General features: G+C 70.7%; 17 protein-coding genes. 7 read left to right on the plus strand and 10 right to left on the minus strand.

Annotated elements, in window-relative coordinates; all coding sequences use genetic code 11:
• Positions 1 to 33: 33 nt before the first annotated feature.
• The 3 genes from BST11_RS08235 to rpmF form a co-directional block, all read right to left on the minus strand.
• Complete coding sequence (locus BST11_RS08235; RefSeq protein ID WP_083137432.1) at positions 34 to 1,578, minus strand: HAMP domain-containing sensor histidine kinase; 1,545 nt, start codon at positions 1,576 to 1,578, stop codon at positions 34 to 36.
• 16 nt (positions 1,579 to 1,594) lie between these two features.
• Positions 1,595 to 2,281 carry a two-component system response regulator MprA gene (gene mprA / locus BST11_RS08240; protein WP_067320277.1) on the minus strand — a complete coding sequence of 229 codons (687 nt, stop codon included), beginning with the start codon at positions 2,279 to 2,281 and terminating at the stop codon, positions 1,595 to 1,597.
• Between the two features lie 64 nt (positions 2,282 to 2,345).
• Positions 2,346 to 2,519 (minus strand): 50S ribosomal protein L32, encoded by a 174-nt coding sequence (gene rpmF, locus BST11_RS08245; RefSeq protein WP_083137433.1) that lies wholly within the window; start codon positions 2,517 to 2,519, stop codon positions 2,346 to 2,348.
• 327 nt (positions 2,520 to 2,846) lie between these two features.
• On the opposite strand from rpmF, the gene BST11_RS08250 reads away from it, so the two are divergent.
• From BST11_RS08250 to BST11_RS08280, 7 genes are all read left to right on the plus strand, one after another.
• Positions 2,847 to 4,574 carry an acyclic terpene utilization AtuA family protein gene (locus BST11_RS08250; RefSeq protein ID WP_083137434.1) on the plus strand — a complete coding sequence of 576 codons (1,728 nt, stop codon included), beginning with the start codon at positions 2,847 to 2,849 and terminating at the stop codon, positions 4,572 to 4,574.
• A complete protein-coding gene (locus BST11_RS08255; protein ID WP_083137435.1) occupies positions 4,571 to 5,719 on the plus strand; it encodes an acyl-CoA dehydrogenase family protein in 1,149 nt (382 codons plus the stop codon). The genes BST11_RS08250 and BST11_RS08255 overlap by 4 nt, the downstream gene beginning before the upstream one ends.
• Before the next feature lie 2 nt (positions 5,720 to 5,721).
• Positions 5,722 to 7,311: an acyl-CoA carboxylase subunit beta gene (locus BST11_RS08260; RefSeq protein WP_211284675.1), complete on the plus strand. Its 1,590-nt coding sequence runs from the start codon at positions 5,722 to 5,724 to the stop codon at positions 7,309 to 7,311.
• Positions 7,312 to 7,316: 5 nt separating this feature from the next.
• Positions 7,317 to 9,320 (plus strand): ATP-binding protein, encoded by a 2,004-nt coding sequence (locus BST11_RS08265; protein ID WP_083137467.1) that lies wholly within the window; start codon positions 7,317 to 7,319, stop codon positions 9,318 to 9,320.
• Positions 9,317 to 10,483 carry an acyl-CoA dehydrogenase family protein gene (locus BST11_RS08270; RefSeq protein ID WP_083137437.1) on the plus strand — a complete coding sequence of 389 codons (1,167 nt, stop codon included), beginning with the start codon at positions 9,317 to 9,319 and terminating at the stop codon, positions 10,481 to 10,483. The genes BST11_RS08265 and BST11_RS08270 overlap by 4 nt, the downstream gene beginning before the upstream one ends.
• Positions 10,483 to 11,265: an enoyl-CoA hydratase family protein gene (locus BST11_RS08275; protein ID WP_083137438.1), complete on the plus strand. Its 783-nt coding sequence runs from the start codon at positions 10,483 to 10,485 to the stop codon at positions 11,263 to 11,265. Before BST11_RS08270 ends, BST11_RS08275 begins: the two co-directional genes overlap by 1 nt.
• 124 nt (positions 11,266 to 11,389) lie before the next feature.
• Positions 11,390 to 12,010, plus strand: a complete 621-nt coding sequence (locus BST11_RS08280) for a DUF1707 SHOCT-like domain-containing protein (protein WP_083137468.1) — start codon at positions 11,390 to 11,392, stop codon at positions 12,008 to 12,010.
• 33 nt (positions 12,011 to 12,043) lie between these two features.
• Here BST11_RS08280 and BST11_RS08285 read toward each other — a convergent pair whose 3' ends face one another.
• The 7 genes from BST11_RS08285 to BST11_RS08315 form a co-directional block, all read right to left on the minus strand.
• Positions 12,044 to 12,892, minus strand: a complete 849-nt coding sequence (locus tag BST11_RS08285; RefSeq protein ID WP_083137439.1) for an aldo/keto reductase — start codon at positions 12,890 to 12,892, stop codon at positions 12,044 to 12,046.
• 22 nt (positions 12,893 to 12,914) lie between these two features.
• Complete coding sequence (locus BST11_RS08290) at positions 12,915 to 14,945, minus strand: vWA domain-containing protein (protein ID WP_083137440.1); 2,031 nt, start codon at positions 14,943 to 14,945, stop codon at positions 12,915 to 12,917.
• On the minus strand, positions 14,938 to 16,323 hold the full coding sequence (locus BST11_RS08295) for a sigma 54-interacting transcriptional regulator (RefSeq protein WP_068213966.1): 1,386 nt from the start codon (positions 16,321 to 16,323) through the stop codon (positions 14,938 to 14,940). Before BST11_RS08295 ends, BST11_RS08290 begins: the two co-directional genes overlap by 8 nt.
• A gap of 63 nt (positions 16,324 to 16,386) precedes the next feature.
• Complete coding sequence (gene purH / locus BST11_RS08300) at positions 16,387 to 17,958, minus strand: bifunctional phosphoribosylaminoimidazolecarboxamide formyltransferase/IMP cyclohydrolase (RefSeq protein ID WP_083137441.1); 1,572 nt, start codon at positions 17,956 to 17,958, stop codon at positions 16,387 to 16,389.
• A gap of 7 nt (positions 17,959 to 17,965) precedes the next feature.
• Positions 17,966 to 18,595 (minus strand): phosphoribosylglycinamide formyltransferase, encoded by a 630-nt coding sequence (purN, locus tag BST11_RS08305; RefSeq protein WP_083137442.1) that lies wholly within the window; start codon positions 18,593 to 18,595, stop codon positions 17,966 to 17,968.
• Between the two features lie 89 nt (positions 18,596 to 18,684).
• On the minus strand, positions 18,685 to 20,052 hold the full coding sequence (locus tag BST11_RS08310) for a cell division protein PerM (protein WP_083137443.1): 1,368 nt from the start codon (positions 20,050 to 20,052) through the stop codon (positions 18,685 to 18,687).
• 39 nt (positions 20,053 to 20,091) lie between these two features.
• A complete protein-coding gene (locus BST11_RS08315) occupies positions 20,092 to 20,982 on the minus strand; it encodes a DUF5336 domain-containing protein (protein ID WP_083137444.1) in 891 nt (296 codons plus the stop codon).
• Between the last annotated feature and the right edge of the window lie 207 nt (positions 20,983 to 21,189).

Consider the following 21,189-nt stretch of genomic DNA (forward strand, 5'->3'; position numbering starts at 1 on the left):
CGATCGGGCTCGAGTCCAACACTAGCTGCAGAACTACCTTGCCTGCGCGGACTGAGAGTCCACTGAGATAACGTTCGCCGATCGCCGAGAGTTCTCCGTGGCGTCCGTCACGGGCCCGATGGGTTGGGTCGTCGTGGTCTCGGCGCGGGGGCCGGCCGCGGGGTAGGGCGCCGTCGGCATCGGGCGGCCGGGCAGCAGCACATAGATGGAGGTCCCCGGCGGCTGGCCGCCGGGCACCGTGTCCTCGACGCGAAGCAACCCGCCGTGGTTGAGCACCACCTTTTTCACGATCGCCAGCCCCAGCCCCGAACCCGGCATCGACCGGGCCGTCGTGGACCGGTAGAACCGCTCGAACACCAGGCGCCGCTCGTGCAACGGGATGCCGGGCCCGTGGTCCGACACCACCAGCTCGGCGTGCGACGGGTCGAGTTGCCGCAGCGTGATGCCGACGCGGCCGCCCGGCGGGCTCCACTTGGCCGCGTTGTCCATGAGGTTGAGCACCGCGCGCGACAGCCCGGCGGCGTCGCCGTAGACCTGCCATCCGATCGCCTCGACGTCGAAGTGAATGTCGTTGCGCCGCCGCCTAACCCGCTCCAGGCTGCGGTCGATCACCTCCGACATGTCGACCGTCTCGTGCACGACCTGACCGGCGTCGTCGCGGGTGAGGTCCACCAAATCGCCCACCAGGGTGGACAATTCCTCGATCTGCGCGAGCACGTCGGCGCGCAGGTCGACCATCTCCTGTTCGGGCAGCCGGGGCGCCCCGGGTTCCATCGACGCCATCAGCAGCTCGACGTTGGTGCGCAGCGACGTCAGCGGGGTGCGCAGTTCGTGTCCGGCATCGGTCACCAGGCGCGCCTGCCGCTCCCTCGACTCGGCCAGGGCCCGCAGCATCAGGTTGAAAGCCTCGGTGAGCCTGGCCAATTCGTCGCTGCCGAACACCGGGATGGGCCGCAGGTCGTCGGTGCGCGCCACCCGCTCGGCGGCCTGGGTCAGGCGGGCCACCGGGCGCAACCCCGCCCGGGTGACCATGCCCCCGGCCACCGCGGCGACCGCGACACCGATCCCGCCGACGATCAGCAGCACCCAGCGCAGCTTGGTCATCACCATCTCGGTGGGCTTCAGGCTCTTGGAGAGCAGCAGCGAACTGCCGTTGGGCAAGTGGATGGCCAGGATGCGCTGCTCGCCCACGGTGCGCTGCGACATGAACAACTCGCCGCTGATGACCGCCTTCTCGGTGGGTCCCACGGGCAGGGCCTGGCCGGGCTGGTTGGCGGTGTAGACGGAGTGGCCCGGGTTCACCAGCATCGCGTTGACGTCGGAGTAGGCGGTGCCCTCGATGGCCTTGCCCGGGTCGGCGGCCAGCGAGCCGCTGGCGATCAGCAGCTGCGCGCGGCTCTGCAGCTGGTTGTCGATGTCGCTGTAGAGCGCGGCCGAGATCACCGCGTACACGGCGAGCGCCATCAGCACGACGACCATCGCGACCATCGACATCGCCAGCAGCATCACCCGCCACCGCAACGACAACGAGCTCGCGGCTCGCAGCGGTGCGCGCCGGTGCCGGCGGAACAGGGTCATCGTTGCTCTTCGGTCATCAGGGCGGCGTCTCCCGAAGGACGTAGCCCACCCCGCGGACCGTGTGGATCAGTCGCGGCTCGCCCTCGGCCTCGGTTTTGCGGCGCAGATAGCCGACGTAGACCTCCAGCGCGTTGCCGGAGGTGGGGAAGTCGAACCCCCACACCTCCTCGAGGATGCGGCTGCGGGTGAGCACCCGGCGCGGGTTGGCGATCAACATTTCCAGCAGGGCAAACTCGGTGCGGGTCAAGCTGATCGGGCGCTGGCCGCGAGTGACCTCGCGGGTCACCGGGTCCAGGCTCAGGTCGGAGAAACTCATCGCGACCGACTCGGCGTCGTCGTCGGGCTTGGTGCGCCGCAGCAGCGCGCGCATGCGGGCCAGCAGCTCTTCGAGGGCGAACGGCTTGGGCAGGTAGTCGTCGGCACCGGCGTCCAGCCCGGCGACGCGCTCCGAGACCGAGTCGCGCGCGGTGAGCACCAGGATCGGCAGGTCGTCGCCCGTGCTGCGCAGCTGGCGGCACACCTCGAGCCCGTCCAGCCGGGGCATCATCACGTCCAGGACGAGTGCGTCGGGCCGGTCGCTGGCGATCATGTCGAGGGCCTCGACCCCGTCGTGGGCCAGCTCGACCGAATAGCCGTTGAAGGAGAGCGACCTGCGCAGCGACTCGCGTACCGCACGATCGTCGTCGACGACAAGTATTCGCACGGCCACCAGTTTCGCCCTAGCGCCTGAGAGCGGGCTGAGAGACGCGCCGCGTGTTTGCCGAGACCTAGCGGCGCTCGAGGTCGATGAGCCCGAGACGTGCCGCCTTGAGCAGCCTGCGCGGGACCTTGTGCCGCTGGCCCGCGACCGTCACACCGACGAGCTCGGTCTTGGTGGCCTTCCACTGGGCGCGGCGGCTCCGGGTGTTCGCGCGCGACATCCTGCGCTTGGGTACGGCCATGGTCGGGCCTCATTCCTCGTTGGGGCTGCTACGGGCAAGTCGCGCGACATCGCGGCCCCCGGGGGACGGCCGAACGTGCGACGATTGGGTCCCAGGATAGTCGGTGGCCAGCCGGTCGCCAAAACGGCGCCGGCGCGCGCCGGGAGCACCCCCAGGTTGCCGTGGCGGCCGTGATCAGGGCGAGAACGACCACGGGGCGATCTCGGCGCGGGAGGGAGCCGACCGGGCATCCTTGACGTGACGCCCGCGGCACCCGCTAACCTACCGAGTGGTTGGTTGGTTCGCGGTCACTTCGCGGTCACGAGGAAGCGCAGATGGGAGGACTGGATGGCCTCTGTATCTGGGGCCGGTAGTTCCGGCGCGGTCCGGATCGCGAACTGCTCCGGGTTCTACGGCGACCGGCTCTCGGCGATGCGCGAGATGCTCACCGGCGGCTCCGACGACCCCGTGGACTACCTAACCGGCGACTACCTGGCCGAACTGACGATGCTCATCCTGGGCCGGGACAAGATGAAGAACCCCGAGCGCGGCTATGCCAAGACGTTTTTGACCCAGCTCGAGGACTGCCTGGGCGAGGCCCGCGACCGCGGGGTCCGCATCGTCGCCAACGCCGGCGGCCTGAACCCGGCGGGGCTGGCCGACGCGATCCGCGGTCTGGCCGAGCGGCTGGGCGTGCCGGTCAAGGTGGCCCACGTCGAGGGTGACGACCTGCAGCCGCGCGCGGCCGAGCTCGGGCTGGGCGACCCGCTGACGGCGAACGCCTACCTGGGCGCCTGGGGAATCGTCGACTGCCTGGGCGACGGCGCCGACGTCGTCGTCACCGGCCGGGTCACCGACGCCTCGGTGATCGTCGGGGCGGCCGCCGCGCACTTCGGCTGGGGCCGCGCCGACTACGACCAACTCGCCGGCGCCGTCGTCGCCGGACACGTCATCGAGTGCGGGGTGCAGGCCTCCGGCGGCAACTACTCGTTCTTCACCGAAATCCCCGACTTGACCCACGCCGGTTTCCCTCTGGCCGAGGTCTACGCCGACGGCTCGTCGGTGATCACCAAGCATCCCGGCACCGGCGGCCTGGTCAGCGTCGACACCGTCACCGCGCAGCTGCTCTACGAGATCACCGGCGCGCGCTACGCCAACCCCGACGTCACCGCGCGGATGGACAGCGTCGAGCTGTCCGCGGACGGCCCCGACCGGGTGCGCATCACCGGCGCGCGCGGCGAGCCACCGCCGCCCACGCTCAAGGTGTCGCTGAACAGCATCGGCGGGGTCCGCCACGCCCTGACGTTCGTGCTGACGGGCCTGGACATCGAGGCCAAGGCCGAGTTGGTGCGCCGCCAGCTCGAGGCCGCGCTCACCGTCAAGCCCGCCGAGCTGCAGTGGACCCTGGCGCGCACCGACCACGCCGACGCCGACACCGAGGAAGCGGCCAGTGCCCTGCTGCACTGCGTCGTGCGCGATCCCGATCCCACCAACGTCGGACGCCAATTCTCGTCGGCGGCAGTGGAATTGGCGCTCGCCAGCTACCCCGGCTTCCACGTGACCGCCCCGCCGGGCGACGGTCAGGTGTACGGCGTGTTCACCGCGGGGTACGTCGACGCCGGACAGGTCCCGCACATCGCGGTGCACGCCGACGGTACTCGCACCGAAATCCCGTGCGCCACCGAGACTTTGGAACTCACCGCCGCCGATCCCCCGCCGCTGCCGGAGCCACTGCCGGCCGGTCCGGTCGTCAGGGCGCCGCTGGGCCGCATCGCCGGGGCCCGCAGCGGCGACAAGGGTGGTTCGGCCAACGTCGGCGTCTGGGTGCGCACCGACGACCAATGGCGCTGGCTCGCCAACACCCTGACCGTCGAGCTGTTCACCGAGTTGCTGCCCGAGGCCGCGGACTTCCCCGTCACCCGCCACGTGCTGCCCAACCTGCGCGCGCTGAACTTCGTCATCGACGGCATCCTGGGTCAGGGCGTCGCGTATCAGGCGCGGTTCGACCCCCAGGCCAAGGGGCTGGGCGAATGGCTGCGCGGCCGCCACGTCGACATCCCGGAAAGGTTGTTGTGAGTATCTGGAGCACGCCCGAGCGCGAGCAACTGCGAAAGACGGTGCGCTCGTTCACCGAACGCGAGATCCTGCCCAGCGCCGACGAGTGGGAGCGCACCGGCGAGCTGCCGCGCGAGCTGCACCGCCGCGCCGGGGCGGCCGGCCTGCTGGGCGCGGGCTTTCCCGAGGCAGCCGGCGGTGGCGGCGGGGACGGCGCCGACTCGCTGATCATCTGCGAGGAGGTGCACCAGGCCGGCGCACCCGGCGGCGTCTTCGCGTCGCTGTTCACCTGCGGCATCGCGGTGCCGCACATGATCGCCTCCGGCGACGCCCGGCTGATCGACGAATTCGTGCGGCCGACGCTGGCCGGCGAGAAGATCGGCGCGCTGGCCATCACCGAGCCCGGCGGCGGTTCCGACGTCGGGCATCTGCGCACCAGCGCGGTCAAGGACGGCGATCACTACGTCGTGAACGGCGCCAAGACCTACATCACCTCCGGGGTCCGCGCCGACTACGTCGTCACCGCGGTGCGCACCGGCGGCCCCGGCGCGGCCGGGGTTTCGCTGCTGGTGATCGAGAAGGGCACGCCCGGGTTCGAGGTCAGCCGCAAGCTGGACAAGATGGGCTGGCGGTCCTCGGACACCGCCGAGCTGGCGTTCACCGATGCGCGGGTGCCGGCGGCGAACCTCGTCGGCGCCGAGAACAGCGGATTCGCCCAGATCGCCCAGGCATTCGTCGCCGAGCGGGTCGGCCTTGCCGCGCAGGCGTATTCGAGCGCGCAACGCTGCCTCGACATCACGGCGGCGTGGTGTCGCGACCGGGAGACGTTCGGCCGGCCGCTGATCTCCCGCCAGTCGGTGCAGAACACACTGGCCGAGATGGCCCGCCGCATCGACGTCGCCCGCGTCTACACCCGGCACGTGGTGGAGCGCCAGCTCGCCGGGGAGGCCAACCTCATCGCGCAGGTGTGTTTCGCCAAGAACACCGCCGTCGAGTGCGGGGAATGGGTCGCCAACCAGGCCGTGCAGCTCTTTGGCGGCATGGGCTACATGGCCGAATCCGAGGTCGAACGCCAGTACCGGGACATGCGGATCCTGGGCATCGGTGGCGGGACCACCGAAATCCTCACCGCGCTGGCGGCCAAAACCCTTGGGTTCCAATCATGACGGTGCTGCAGACGACGCTCGATCCCGCTTCACCCGACTACGCCGAGGCCGCGTCGGTGGCCACCCAGCGGCTCGGGGAGATCGACGCCGAGCTCGCCAAAGCCCTTGCCGGCGGCGGCCCCAAGTACGTCGAGCGCCACCACGCCCGCGGCAAGCTGACCGCGCGCGAACGCATCGAGCTGCTCCTCGACCCCGACTCGCCGTTTTTGGAACTGAGCCCGCTGGCCGCCTGGGGCAGCTCCTTCACCGTCGGCGCCAGCATGGTCACCGGTATCGGCGTGGTCGAAGGCGTCGAATGCCTGATCGTCGCCAACGACCCCACGGTCAAGGGCGGCACCAGCAACCCCTGGACCCTGAAAAAGATCCTGCGGGCCAACCAAATCGCCTTCGAGAACCGGCTTCCCGTGATCTCCCTGGTGGAGTCCGGGGGCGCGGATCTCCCCACGCAGAAGGAGATCTTCGTCCCCGGCGGGCGGATGTTCCGCGACCTGACCCGGCTGTCGGCGGCGGGCATTCCGACGATCGCGCTGGTGTTCGGCAACTCCACCGCGGGCGGCGCGTACATCCCGGGCATGTCCGACCACGTGGTGATGATCAAGGAACGCTCCAAGGTGTTTTTGGCCGGTCCCCCGCTGGTGAAGATGGCCACCGGTGAGGAGTCCGACGACGAATCACTCGGCGGCGCCGAAATGCATGCCCGCATATCGGGTTTGGCGGACTACTTCGCGGTCGACGAACTCGACGCCATCCGCGTCGGACGGCGCATCGTGGCCCGGCTGAACTGGGTCAAGCGCGGGCCCGCCCCCGGGCCGGTGAGCGAGCCGCTCTACGACGCCGGGGAGCTGATCGGCGTCGCGCCGGCGGACCTGCGCATCCCGTTCGACCCCCGCGAGGTGATCGCCCGCATCGTCGACGGCTCCGAATTCGACGAATTCAAGCCGATGTACGGCTCGTCGCTGGTGACCGGCTGGGCCCGGCTGCACGGCTACCCGCTGGGCATCCTCGCCAACCACCGCGGCGTGCTGTTCAGCGAGGAGTCCCAGAAGGCCACCCAGTTCATCCAGCTGGCCAATCGGTCCGACACGCCATTGTTGTTCCTGCACAACACCACCGGCTACATGGTCGGCAAGGACTACGAGGAAGGCGGCATGATCAAGCACGGGTCGATGATGATCAACGCCGTGTCCAACTCCACCGTCCCGCACATCTCGCTGCTGATCGGCGCGTCCTACGGCGCCGGCCACTACGGCATGTGCGGGCGGGCCTACGACCCGCGTTTCCTGTTCGCGTGGCCAAGCGCGAAATCCGCGGTGATGGGCGGCGCGCAACTGGCCGGGGTGCTGTCGATCGTGGCCCGCGCCGCCGCCGAGGCCCGCGGCCAGCAGGTCGACGAGGAGGCCGACGCCGCGATGCGGGCGGCCGTCGAGGGCCAGATCGAAGCCGAGTCGCTGCCGCTGGTGCTGTCGGGGATGCTCTACGACGACGGAGTGATCGACCCGCGCGACACCCGCACGGTGCTGGGAATGTGTTTGTCCGCCATCGCCACCGGCCCGATCGAGGGGACGTCGAACTTCGGCGTCTTCCGGATGTGAGCGTCATGGGAATCACCCGAGTGCTGGTCGCCAACCGCGGCGAGATCGCCCGGCGCGTGTTCGCCACCTGCCGGCGGCTGGGCCTGGGCACCGTCGCCGTCTACACCGACCCCGACGCCGCCTCCCCGCATGTCGCCGAAGCCGACGCGCGGGTCCGGCTGCCGAACGTCAACGACTATCTCAATGCCGATGCGATCATCGCCGCCGCCCGCGCAGCCGGCGCCGACGCGGTGCATCCCGGCTACGGATTCCTCGCGGAGAACGCCGATTTCGCCGCCGCCGTGGCCGACGCCGGCCTGACCTGGGTGGGCCCGCCGGTGGACGCGGTGCGCGCGATGGGCTCCAAGATCGAGTCCAAGAAGCTGATGGCCGCCGCCGGGGTCCCGGTGCTCGACCAACTCGACCCCGACACCGTCACGCAGGCCCAGCTGCCGGTGCTGGTCAAGGCGTCCGCCGGCGGTGGCGGCCGCGGGATGCGGGTGGTGCGCGAATTGTCCGCTCTGCCCGGCGAAGTCGCCGCGGCGCGGCGCGAGGCGCAGTCGGCGTTCGGCGACCCGACCGTGTTCTGCGAGCGCTACCTGCCCACGGGCCACCACGTGGAGGTTCAGGTCCTCGCCGACACCCACGGCACGGTGTGGGCCGTCGGGGAACGCGAATGCTCGATACAGCGCCGCCACCAGAAGATCATCGAGGAGGCGCCCTCGCCGCTGGTCGAGCGGACGCCGGGCATGCGCGCCAAGCTGTTCGACGCGGCCCGGCTCGCGGCGGGCGCGATCGGCTACACCGGGGCGGGGACGGTCGAGTTCCTCGCCGACCCAGACTCCCAAGACGGCGAGTTCTACTTCCTCGAGATGAACACCCGGCTGCAGGTCGAGCACCCGGTCACCGAGGAGACCGCCGGGGTGGACCTGGTCGAGCTGCAGCTGACGGTGGCCGACGGCGCCCGCCTCGACCCGGAACCACCCGCCGCGCAGGGGTATTCGATCGAGGCCCGGCTCTACGCCGAGGACCCCGCGCACGGGTGGCAGCCGCAGGTCGGCGTGATGCACACGTTCGAGGTGCCGGGGGTCCGGGCGGAGTTCGCGTCGCTGGAGCGGCGGACCGGGATCCGCCTGGATTCCGGGATCGCCGACGGGTCCACGGTGTCGATCCACTACGACCCGATGCTGGCCAAGGTGATCTCCTACGCCCCCACCCGCGCGCAGTCGGCGCGGGTGTTGGCCGATGCGCTGGCCCGCGCGCGCCTGCACGGCGTGCGCACCAACCGCGAGCTGCTGGTGAACGTGCTGCGACACCCCGCATTTCTCGAGGGTGCCACCGACACCGCGTTCTTCGACACGCACGGCCTCGAGCGGCTCTCCGCCCCCCTGGCCGACGAGGCGGCGGTCCGGCTGTCGGCCGTCGCGGCCGCGCTCGCCGACGCCGCGCACAACCGCGCGACGGCCCGAGTGCTCGGCGCGCTCCCCAGCGGTTGGCGCAACCTGGCGTCGGGCTACCAGGACAAGGCCTACCGAGACGACCACAACACCGAACATCGCGTCGAATACCGGTTCAGCAGGGAAGGTTTGGCGCTGCCGGCCGACGAGTCGGTGCGGCTGATCTCGGCCGCCCCGGACGAGGTGGTGCTGTCCGCCGACGGCGTGGAGCACAACTTCTCGGTGCGGCGCTACGGCGCCCCCGGTTCGGCAGACGTCTACGTCGACTCGGCACGGGGACCGGTGCATTTGGTCGCGCTGCCGAGGTTCCCCGAGCCGGGTTCGGCCGTGGCGCAGGGTTCTTTGGTGGCGCCGATGCCCGGCAACGTCATCCGCCTCGCCGCCGCGGTCGGCGACACCGTCACCGCCGGCCAGCCGCTGATCTGGCTGGAGGCGATGAAGATGGAACACACGATCGCCGCGCCGTCCGACGGCGTGCTCGCCGAGCTCAACGTCGATACCGGCCAGCAAGTCGAGGTGGGCGCCGTCCTCGCACGAGTGGAAGCGCCTGAAGCACAAGGAGAACCGAGATGACCGACACCAGCTTCATCGAGAACGAGGAACGCCGGGCCCTGCGCAAAACGGTGGCCGAGTGGGCGTCCAACTACGGCGAGGAGTACTACCTGGAGAAGGCGCGCGCACACGAGCACACTATTGAATTATGGTCCGAGGCAGGAAAACTCGGCTTTCTCGGGGTGAACCTGCCCGAAGAGTACGGCGGTGGCGGCGCCGGCATGTACGAGCTGTCGCTGGTGATGGAGGAGATGGCGGCCGCCGGCAGCGCGCTGCTGCTGATGGTGGTGTCACCGGCCATCAACGGCACCATCATCAGCAAGTTCGGCACCGAGGAGCAGAAGAAGCGCTGGCTTCCCGGCATCGCCGACGGCTCGCTGACGATGGCGTTCGCGATCACCGAGCCAGACGCCGGCTCCAACTCGCACATGATCACCACCACCGCCCGCCGCGACGGCGGCGACTGGATCCTCAAGGGCCAGAAGGTCTTCATCTCCGGCATCGACCAGGCGCAGGCGGTGCTCGTGGTGGCGCGCACCGAAGAGGCGAAGACGGGCAAGCTGCGCCCCGCCCTGTTTGTGGTGCCCACCGACGCGGCCGGCTTCACCTACACCCCGATCGAGATGGAGCTGATCAGCCCCGAGCGTCAATTCCAGGTGTTCCTCGACGACGTCCGGCTGCCCAGCGATGCGCTCGTCGGGGCCCAGGACGCCGCGATCGCACAGCTTTTCGCCGGCCTGAACCCCGAGCGCATCATGGGCGCGGCCAGCTCGGTGGGCATGGGACGGTTCGCGCTGAGCAAGGCCGTCGACTACGTCAAGACGCGCCAGGTCTGGTCCACCCCCATCGGCGCACACCAGGGGCTGTCACATCCGTTGGCGCAGTGCCACATTGAGGTCGAGCTGGCCAAGCTGATGATGCAGAAGGCCGCGTCCCTCTACGACAGCGGCGACGACGCGGGGGCCGCCGAGGCCGCCAACATGGCCAAGTACGCCGCGGCCGAGGCGGCCACCCGCTCCGTCGACCAGGCCGTGCAGTCGCTGGGCGGCAACGGGCTGACCAAGGAGTACGGCGTCGCCGCCATGCTGGCCTCGGCGCGGCTCGGGCGGATCGCCCCGATCAGCCGCGAGATGGTGCTGAACTTCGTGGCGCAGACATCGCTGGGCCTGCCCCGAAGCTACTGATGGACACCCTCGTCGACTACGCGGGCCCGGCCGCAACCGGTGGGCCCTTCGCGCGGCTCACGCTGAACTCTCCGCACAACCGCAACGCGCTTTCCACCGCCCTGGTCAGCCAGCTGCACCAGGGCCTGCGCGACGCCACCGCCGACCCCGTGGTGCGGGTGGTGGTGCTGGGCCACGAGGGCGGCACGTTCTGCGCGGGCGCCGACCTGAGCGAGGCCGGCGAAGGCAGCCCGTTCGACATGGCCGTGGCCCGGGCCCGGGAGATGACCGAGCTGCTGCGCGCCATCGTCTCCTCGCCGCTGCCGGTGATCGCCGCCGTCGACGGGCACGTGCGCGCGGGCGGGTTCGGGCTCGTCGCCGCCTGCGACATCGCGGTGGCCGGCCCGCGCAGCACCTTCGCGCTGACCGAGGCCCGGATCGGTGTCGCGCCGTCGATCATCTCGCTGACGCTGCTGCCGAAGATCTCGGCGCGCGCCGCGGCGCGCTACTACCTCTCCGGCGAGACGTTCGACGCCTCGGTGGCCGCCGACATCGGGCTCGTGACGATGGCGGCCGACGACGTGGGCGCCGCGGTGCACAAGCTGGTCGCCGACGTGAGCCGCGGCTCGCCGCAGGGCCTCGCGGCGTCCAAGGCGCTGACGACGGCCGCGGTCCTGGAGGCGTTCGACCGCGACGCCGAGCGGCTCACCGAGGAGTCGGCGCGGCTGTTCGTCTCCGACGAAGCGCGCGAGGGCATGCTGGCGTTTCTGCAGAAGCGTCGCCCCCGTTGGGCAAACGTCTAACCGTTCCCCCGACGCGTGCGGCCGCGGCGCTCCTGCCTGGCGAAATCCGGCCCGACCTGGGAAGAAGGTTGCAGTTTAGCCAACACCCTTGCAGCAAAACTTCTACGTCGTACGCTCGTGGGTGATGAGCAACTCAGCGCAGCGCGACACCCGCGCTACCCCCGACGGCGGGGACACGCGTGACGAAGGGGAGCGCGCGGCCGACACGGATCGCATTCAGGTCGCGCAGTTGCTGGCGTACGCCGCCGAGCAGGGTCGCCTACAGCTCAAGGACTACGAAGACCGCCTGACGCGCGCCTACGCGGCGACGACGTACGAGGAGCTGGATCAGCTGCGGGCCGACCTGCCCGGCGCGATGCTGGGTCCGCGCCGCGGCGGCAAACCCAATCCCGCGCCGTCGATGTTGCTGCTGGCCCTGATGAGCGGGTTCGAGCGCCGCGGCCGGTGGAACGTGCCGAAGAAGCTGACCACGTTCACCTTGTGGGGCAACGGGGTGGTGGACCTGCGCTACGCCGACTTCACCTCCACCGAGGTCGAGATCCACGCGATCTCGATCATGGGCATGCAGAACATCTTGGTGCCGCCCGAGGTCAACGTCGAGATCCACGGCCACGGCGTGATGGGCGGCTTCGACCAAAGCGTGCTCGGCCAGGGCACCCCCGGCGCGCCGAAAGTGCGGGTTCGCGGTTTCTCGCTGTGGGGCGGCGTGGGCATCAAGCGCCGGGCCCGCCGGCCGCGCGGCTAGCGCCAGACTCGTTGCGCCCCAGGCGTTGGGCCGTCAGCCCGGTATGTAGTCGAACCTGTCCGGGTGGGGGCCCCGCCTGCCCGACTCGCCCTTGTCCAGCGCCGAGATCGCGCCCATGTCGGAGTCGTCCAGCTCGAAGTCGAAGAGCTCGAAGTTGGCTCGGATGCGTTCCGGCGTCACGGATTTGGGGAAGACGACGTCGCCGCGCTGGACATGCCAACGCAATACCACCTGCGCCGGGGACTTGCCGCGGGCCTCGGCGATGCGGTTGATCACCGGATCGCCGAGCACCTTGCCCTGCGCGATCGGTGACCACGCCTCGGTGACGATGCCGTGCTCGCGGCCGTAGGCGCGGACCTCTTCGTTGCCGAAGTACGGGTGAACCTCGATCTGGTTGACCGCGGGGACGGTCTCGGTTTCCTTGGCGAGCCGATCCAGGTGCGCGGGCTGGAAATTCGAGACGCCGATGCTGCGGGCCCGGCCGTCGCGGGCGAACTCCTCGAGGACCTTCCAGGTGGAGACGAAGTCGCCGCCGTAGAGCGTGGGCAGCGGCCAGTGGATGAGGAACAGGTCGACGTAGTCGGAGTCCAGGGCCGCCAGCGTCTTGTCGAATGCGCGGCGCGCGTCGTCGGGCTCGTGACGGCCGTTGTTGAGCTTGCTGGTGATGTAGACCTCGGCGCGGTCCAGGCCGGCGTCGCGCACCCCCTGGCCGACTTCCCTTTCGTTGCCGTACATCTGGGCGGTGTCGATGTGCCGGTATCCGACGTCGAGGGCACACTTCACGGCCGCGGCGGTTTCGTCGGGCTTGATCTGAAACACGCCGAAGCCCAGCTGTGGGATGCGCGCGCCGTCGTTGAGTTCGATCGTTGGCACCTTGCTCACGAGCTTCTCCTCTTGCGGGGGTTCACCGGCGGCGGCGCGACCGCAGGTAGTCGCCGACCACCGCGGCCCCCAGGCCGTCGAGATCGGGCACCACGACGCGGCCCTCCACCCGGCGGGCGACCTGATCGATGAACCGGGCCAGGCCGGGGTCGTCGCCCAGCCGGAAGATCGTCACCTGCGCGCCGAGCCTTGCCATGTCGTCGAATCCGCGCACGGTGTGGGCGATGGTCCGCGGGTGCGGCGGGTAATCAAAGAACACCGCCGAGCCGTCCCCGTCGAAATCCTCGAGGTGCGCGGTGGGCTCCCCGTCGGTCACCACCAGCACGACGGGCTGCGCGTTCGGGTGCCGGCGCAGGTGGCGCCCCGCCAGCGCCAGCGCGTGATGCAGGTTGGTGCCCTGCTCGTAGACGCCCTCCAGGCCGGTCAGCTCGGCGGCCGTCACCGTGCGGGCGTAACGGCCAAAGGCGATGATCTGCAAGGCATCCGAGCGAAAGCGCGTGCATACCAGGTGGTTGAGCGCCAGCGCCGTCTGCTTCATGGGCAGCCAGCGGTTCTCCATCACCATCGAAAACGACGTGTCGACCAACAGCGCCACCGCGGCCTGCGTGCGGGTCTCGGTCTCCGAGATCTCGACGTCGTCGACGGTGATGCGGATGGGCCCGTCGGCGAGGGTGGCCGTTCCCGCCTGGCGCAGCACCGCGTTGGTCAGCGTGCGGGAGATGTTCCACGGCTCGGTGTCGCCGAACTGCCAGGGCCGCGTCGCGCCGGTCAGCTCGCCCGCGGCGCCGGCGCGCCGGTGATCGCGCTCGCCGCGGCGACCGGAGAGCTGTTGCGCCACGTCGCGCAACGCCGTCTCCCCGAGCCGGCGCATCGCCTTCGGGGACAGTCGCCACTGGCCATCGGAACCGCGGTCCAAGAACCCCTGATTGACCAGTGCGCGTTCCAGTTCGGCGAGCGTGCGGGCGTCGATCGCCGCCTGGTCGCCGAGCTGGCGGGCCAGTGCGTCGAGGTCGACGTCGTCCATGGTGGCGCCCGGGTAGCTTTGCGACAGCTGCTCGGCCAGCTGCTCCAGCTCGGCGATGTCCGACAACGCCTGGGTGCCCTCGCCCATGCCGAACGGGTTGTCGCCGGAGAACTGCTCGGACCCGGTCCAGTCCTCGCCCGGCCGCGCGGCCTGCAGGTGCGCGTCGAGCCGGTTGAGCGCCTCCATCAACGCCGGCGACCCGAATGCCTGCTGCGCCAGGGCATCCAGCTCGGCCCGCTGGTCGGGGCTCAGGCTGTTGCGGAAGCGCTGGGCCGCTGCGGCGCGCTTGGCCAGCGAATCCAGCAGCTCCTCGACGTTGCGCGGGTTCTCCGGGAAGAACTCGCCGTGCTTGTCCATGAAGTCTTCGAAATCCTGCTGCGAGTCCTGCCCTTGGGCGTGCTTGTCCAGCAGTTCGTTGAGGTCGTTCAGCATCTCGTTGACCCGCTGGCGATCCTCGTCGGTGGCGCCCTCCAGCGCCTGCTTCATGCCCGCGAAGCGCTGGTCCAGCATCTCGCGGCCGAGCAAATCCTTGATCTGCTCGTACTTTTCGCGGGCCTCCCCGCTGCGCCAGTTGTAGTCCGCGAGCTCCTGCACGGCCTTGGCCGGCGACGCCGGCAACGCGTCCAGCTGCAACTCGCCGAAGCGGGCGTCGTCGTCCAGCGCGCGGGCCAGCTCCTTGCGCTCCGCCAGCACCGCCTCGTCGAGTAGCTTCTTGATCTCCTGCAGGGTGCCGTCCAAGTTGTTGCGGCGCAACAGATCCCGTCGGCGCCGGTTCGCCTCGGCCGCCAGCCGGTCGGCCCCGGGCATGTTCTTGGTGCCGCGGCGCAGCAACTCCGAGAGCGCACGGCGCGGCGAGGTGCCGGCCATGACGTCCTGCCCGATCTGTTCGAGCGCCTCGCGCAGATCCACCGGCGGCGCCAGCGGGTCGGGCCCGCCGGTGTACGCCGAATATCGCGACGAGTGCCCCCGTGACGATCGCAAGCGCGGCGAGGCCGGGCGCTGCGGGTCGTCACGATCAGAATCAGCCATAGACCGTCTGACCCTCCCCGGACACCTTGTCGATCCGCTTGGCCAGGTACAACGCCTCGAGCGCCAGTTCCAATGCCGCGGCGCGCTCGCCCTCGGACTCGGCGTGCAGCTTGGCCGCGATCTTGTCCACGACGTCCAGCCCGGGGACCGCGGCGAGCACGTCCTTGGCCGACACCCGCTCACCCGTCGTGACCGCGGAACCGCCCTCGACCGCGGCGACCAGCGAACCGACGTCGATGCCGCCCAGCACCCGGGCGGCGGTGTCGGCGGTCGCGCGGCGCAGCAGGTGCTCGAGCACCGCCTGCTCGCGGCCTTCCTCGCCCGACTCGAACTCCAGCTTGCCGCGCAGCACGTCGATCACCGTGCCGAGGTCGACGACCCGGGCCACCGGATCGGTCTCCCCCAGCACCGCGCCGCGATGGCGTGCCGCGGCCGCGACCGTCTCGGTCGCCGCGATCGCGAACCGCGCCGACACCCCCGACCGCTGATCGATCGAGTTCGACTCCCGCAGGTACCGGGCGAACCGCGCGATCACCTGCATCAGGTAGTCGGGCACCTGAGCGGACAGATGGGCTTCCTGCACGATCACCCCGACCTCGGCCTCCAGCTCCAGCGGGTAGTGGGTGCGGATCTCGGCGCCGAACCGGTCCTTCAGCGGGGTGATGATGCGGCCCCGGTTGGTGTAGTCCTCGGGGTTCGCGCTGGCGACCACCAACACGTCCAGCGGCAGGCGCAGCGTGTACCCGCGGACCTGGATGTCGCGCTCCTCCATGACGTTGAGCATCGACACCTGGATGCGCTCGGCGAGGTCGGGCAGCTCGTTGACCGCGACGATGCCGCGGTGCGCGCGCGGGATGAGCCCGTAGGCGATGGTCTCCGGGTCACCGAGGCTGCGGCCCTCGGCGACCTTGATCGGGTCGATGTCACCGACCAGGTCGGCGACGCTCGTGTCGGGGGTGGCCAGCTTTTCGGTGTAGCGCTCGCTGCGGTGCTTCCACGCCACGGGCAGGTCGTCGCCCAGCGTGGCGGCCCGCCGGATCGACTCGGGCGTGATCGGCCGGTACGGATGCTCGCCGAGCTCGGCCCCGTCGATCACCGGCGTCCACTCGTCGAGGAGCCCGACCAGCGCCCGCAGCAGGCGGGTCTTGCCCTGGCCGCGTTCGCCCAGCAGGACGAAGTCGTGACCCGCGATCAGCGCCCGCTCGAGCTGAGGCAATACGGTGTCGTCGAACCCCAGGATGCCCGTCCAGACCTCGTCACCCTCGGCCAACGCGGTGAGCAGGTTTTCGCGTATTTCCTGTTTGACCCCCCGCTCGCGGTGCCCGGCGGCGCGCAGCTCGCCGACGGTGCGGGGCAGATTACTCGGTGATGGCACCACTCCACGCTACGCGGTCGGCACAACGCTCACGCGCCGAGCGTTCAGGGCCGCCCAGTGGGCCGCTCAGTGCGCGAAGTGGCGGGCGCCGGTCAGGTACAACGTGACACCGGCCTTGGCGGCCGCGGCGGTCACCTCGTCGTCGCGCACCGATCCGCCCGGATGCACCACCGCCTTCACCCCGGCGGCGGTCAGCATCTCGAGTCCGTCCGGGAACGGGAAGAACGCGTCCGAGGCGGCGACCGCGCCGCGCACCCGGTCGCCGCCGCGCTCGACGGCGAGGCGGGCCGCGTCGACCCGGTTGACCTGACCCATGCCGACGCCGATGGTGGCGCCGTCGCCGGCGATGACGATCGCGTTCGACTTGACCGCGCGGCACGCCCGCCACGCAAAAACCAGGTCCGTCAACGTCTTCGGGTCCGCCGGCGCCCCGGTCGCCAGCGTCCAGTTGGCCGGGTTGTCGCCGTGCGCGTCGAGCTGGTCACGCTGCTGCACCAGCAGCCCGCCGCTGACCGGGCGCAGCTCGCTGCCGCCGGCCAGCGGCTCGGAGGCCACCAGCACGCGGATGTTCTTCTTCCGCGTCAACGCCTCGACCGCGCCCGGCGCGTAGGCCGGCGCGACGATCACTTCGGTGAAGATGGTGCTGACGTACTCCGCCATCTCGAGGCTGACCTCGGTGTTCGCCGCGATCACGCCGCCGTAGGCGCTCAGCGGATCGCATTCGTGGGCCTTGCGGTGCGCGTCGGCGACCGATACCGACGAGATTGCGATCCCACAAGGGTTGGCGTGCTTGATGATCGCCACGCACGTCTCCTCGTGGTCGAAGGCCGCCCGCCAGGCCGCGTCCGCGTCGGTGAAGTTGTTGTAGGACATCTCTTTTCCGTGCAGCTGCTCGGCCTGCGCCAGGCCCGGCCATGCGCCCGGATCGCCGTAGAGCGCCGCCTGCTGGTGCGGGTTCTCGCCGTAGCGCAGCATCGCCGTACGCCGCCAGCTGCCGGCCAGCCACCGCGGGAACGCCGTGGGCGGGTGCTCGGGCGCCAGCGTCGACTCCATCCAGCCGGCGACGGCGATGTCGTAGTCCGCGGTGTGCTGAAATGCCAGCGACGCCAGCCTTTTGCGCTCGGCGAGGGTGAATCCGCCGTTGCGCACCGCGGCGAGCACGCCGTCGTAGCCGAGCGGGTCGGTGATCACCGCCACGCTGGGGTGGTTCTTGGCGGCCGCCCGGACCATCGAGGGCCCGCCGATGTCGATCTGCTCGACGCACTCGTCGATGCCGGCGCCGGAGCCGACCGTCTCGCTGAACGGATACAGGTTGACGACGACCAGTTCGAACGCCGCGATGCCGAGCTGCTCGAGCGCCGCGGCGTGCTCGGGCTTGCGCAGGTCGGCGAGCAGCCCGGCGTGCACCCGCGGGTGCAGCGTCTTGACGCGGCCGTCGAGCACCTCGGGAAACCCGGTCAGCTCCTCCACGGGGGTTACCGGAATCCCTTTGCCCGCAATGGTCTTCGCCGTCGAGCCGGTCGAGACGATCTCCACGCCGGCGGCGCTGAGACCCTGGGCGAGCTCGATCAGCCCGGTCTTGTCGTAGACGCTGATCAACGCGCGCCGGATCGGCCGTCTTGCGTCGTCGGTGCTCATGCTGCGCTCATCCCAGGATTGCCTTTCTTCCGACCACCGTCACGCCGCGGGTCGCGATCGCGGCCACCACGTCGACCAGCAGCTGGCGTTCGGTGACTTTGATGCGTTCATGCAGGGTCTCTTCGTCGTCGCTGTCGAGCACCGGAACGGATTGCTGGGCCAGGACCGGCCCGGTGTCCGTACCGGCATCTACCAGGTGCACCGTACAGCCCGTGAGCTTCACGCCGTAGGCCAGCGCGTCGGCCACCCCGTGCGCGCCGGGGAATGCGGGCAGCAGCGCGGGGTGGGTATTGAGGATGCGCCCGTCGAAGCGCGAGAGAAACTGTGGCCCAAGGATTTTCATGAAGCCCGCCGATACCACCAGATCGGGCGAGTGCGCGGCCGCGGCGGAGGTGATGGCCGCATCCCACGCGCCGCGGTCGGGGTGGTCGGCCAGCCGGACGGTGAAGGTGGGCACCGACGCCGCCGCGGCGATCTGGATGGCCGGGCAGTCGCGATCGGCGCCGACGGCCACGATGCGGGCGGGATAGTCGCCGGTCGCGGCGGCGATCAGCGAGGCCAGCAGCGAACCGGTGCCCGATGCCAGCACCACCACCCGTGCCGGCGCACTCGGGGGGACGTGGAGCGGTTGCTGCACAACGGCGAGCCTATCTGGCCGGCCGTCGCGTCGAGTCTGCGTCCAGCGCTACGGCGCCGGGCGTGTCGTCGCTCTCCGCGCAGTCTCGATCACGCGGGCGGGGTGTCTTCGCCGTCCGCGCCGTCCCCGCCGTCCGGCGCGGCTTCCGGCTCGGCGTCGGGCGCGGCGTCCGGCTCGTTCTCGGGCGCGGCTTCCGGCTCGGCTTCTGGCTCGTTCCCGGGCGCGTTCTGCGGCTCGTCGAAAAGCTCCGCGGCGTCCGCGGGCTCTCCCCCAGCGGGAGGTGCCCCCACCGGTGCGGGGCGCCTGCTCCGGCGGCGGATCCCGCCGGCCATCACCACGGTGGCCCACCCGACGACGGCGAACCAGAAGAAAACGCCGACGAAAAGCGCCCCCTGGTCGACGCCGACATCGCCGAAGTTGCCCAGCCGGCCGCTGCCGCCGTAGGCGAGCAACGACATCGCCACGGCCCCGACGACCGACGCGACCAGCAGCTTGGCCATCGCCTGCAGCAACGGCAGCGCGTGCCGGGCGCATTGCTGCCCGACGGCCACGCCGGATGACGCGCCGACGATGAGCAGCGCGACCCACACCGGCCCCAGCGGCGGTGTGGGGGCCGCGGCCAGGATCGGCAGGGCCGGGATGTCGCCGCCGAAGACGGTGAACGAGCTGAACGTCGCGAAACCGAGGTGCGCGCTGGACCCGACCGCGACCGCCGACGTGCCCACGATGACGTTCGGCGCGTACAACACCGACAGCACGGTGAGGCTGAACTGGCCGAATATCGAATCGGTGATCCCGTAGAGCTCCTGCATCGTCGCCCAGTGCACGACCAGCGATCCCGCGGTCACCAGCCCCGACAGCCCGAGCAACGCCAGCACGCCGGCCGTCGCCGCGCGCAGGGAGTCGCCGAGCCAATCGGGCAGCGGCGACGCCGCCAGCGCCCGCCGGCCCACCCGGGACCACACGCCGATCGCGGCGCCGACGGCGTGCACCGCGAGCACGCTGACGAAGGCGCGCAGGGCGCTGGGCGTCTGCAGCTCGGTGATCACCGTCGACGCGTCGTGGATGACCGCCAGCGCGACCGCGGCCAGCAGCAGCGGCCCGCCCAGCGCCGAGGCGATCACCCAGCGGACCACCAGCCACGACGAGGTCGGCGAGGTGGCACGCGCGCTGCTGCGCGCGGTCGCCCACACCATCAACAGGACGGGCAGCAGCGGCAGCACGCCCAGTTCGCGGCCGCCGATCGAGATCGGCACCTGGTGAACCGCGAGCCACATGCTGGCGATGGCGCCCAGGGCCCCGGTCATGTCGCTGTTGGCGATCAGCAGCTGCAGCAGCGTGACCGCCGCGACGATGCCCAGTGCCACCACGGCCGGGCCGAACGCCACCCGGACAAGGTCGCGCGCTTGGCGAGCGCCCGCTGCCCGGTGGTCCCCGGTTTCTGGCACCCTGCTCACTCTTGGCGCACGTGTCCGGCTACGCGCGAGAGCCCACGATCAGGCCGGCGCCGGCCCGGACGGAGACGACGGCGACTGTTGCTGGTCCCCGGTCTGGCTCGAATGCTCGGCCGGGGATTCGTTCCCGCTCGACGAGGGCGGCGGGCTGAAGCTGGGAAAGCCGGTGGGCGGCGTCGACGGTCCGTGCTGCTGCGCGGCGGGCTGGGGCCCCGACTGCGGGGAGGGCTGGGCGCCGAAGCCGCCGGTGGTCGGGATGGACGCTTGGGTCGGGGCCTGGCTGGACGGATAGCCGCCGTACTGGGAACCGTACGCCGAATGCTGCGGCGACTGGTGTCCGCCGTGTTGCTGCTGGGCACCCGGCTGACCGTAGTACGGCTGCTGCCCGTACTGCCCGTATTGGCCGTACTGGCCGTAGCCGGCGTACGGGTCGTACTTGGGCCGCGGCTTGGGCGCGGTGATGACGCCCGCATCCAGCAGCACCGCGGCGACGGCGGCGAGCGCCTGAAGAACGCTGCACGCCAGCAGGGGCCACATCGCCCAGCCGACCGTGAACCCGGCGGGGGTGTTGACGGTCTCGGTGATGGCCAGCAACGCGCCCAGCACCGCGATCACCGCGACGATCGCGCCGTACGCCTTCGCCTTGGGCAGCAGCGCGACCCCGGCCAGCAGCGCGGCCAGCACCGCGGCGATGACCGCGAAGCCGGCGTCGCCGGCGCGTCCACCGCCCGGCGCGATCTCGGCGCTGATGGTGAAGGTCGGCCCGAAGTTCAGGAGGTACACCGCCAGGCCGAGCGCCAGCACGGCGACGTTCAGGATCAGCGGAAGCTTGCTCTCGCCGTCGTCGGTCTTGGCGAACGACGGGGTGGCGCCCGCGTAGGAGCCGCCTGGCTGTGGTGGTTGATATCCGGAACTGCCGGGCGAGTAGGTCATGGCTCCTCCTGTTGCTTCCCGTGCCGTAATGGCGCCACATTGCAGAGCGACGCTGTGCTTCCAGGCGCGCCCCTTCGCCTACACCTTCCCCATGTTTGCGTTGTGACGCGATCGATCACCAACGCTAGCGCACCTTCGGGCGGCCGCGCCGGTGCGACCAGCCCGCCGATGCGACCAGCGCAAACCGCGGCCGCTTGCCCCGCGCAG

The organism is Mycobacterium alsense (assembly GCF_002086635.1).
GTDB lineage: Bacteria > Actinomycetota > Actinomycetes > Mycobacteriales > Mycobacteriaceae > Mycobacterium > Mycobacterium alsense.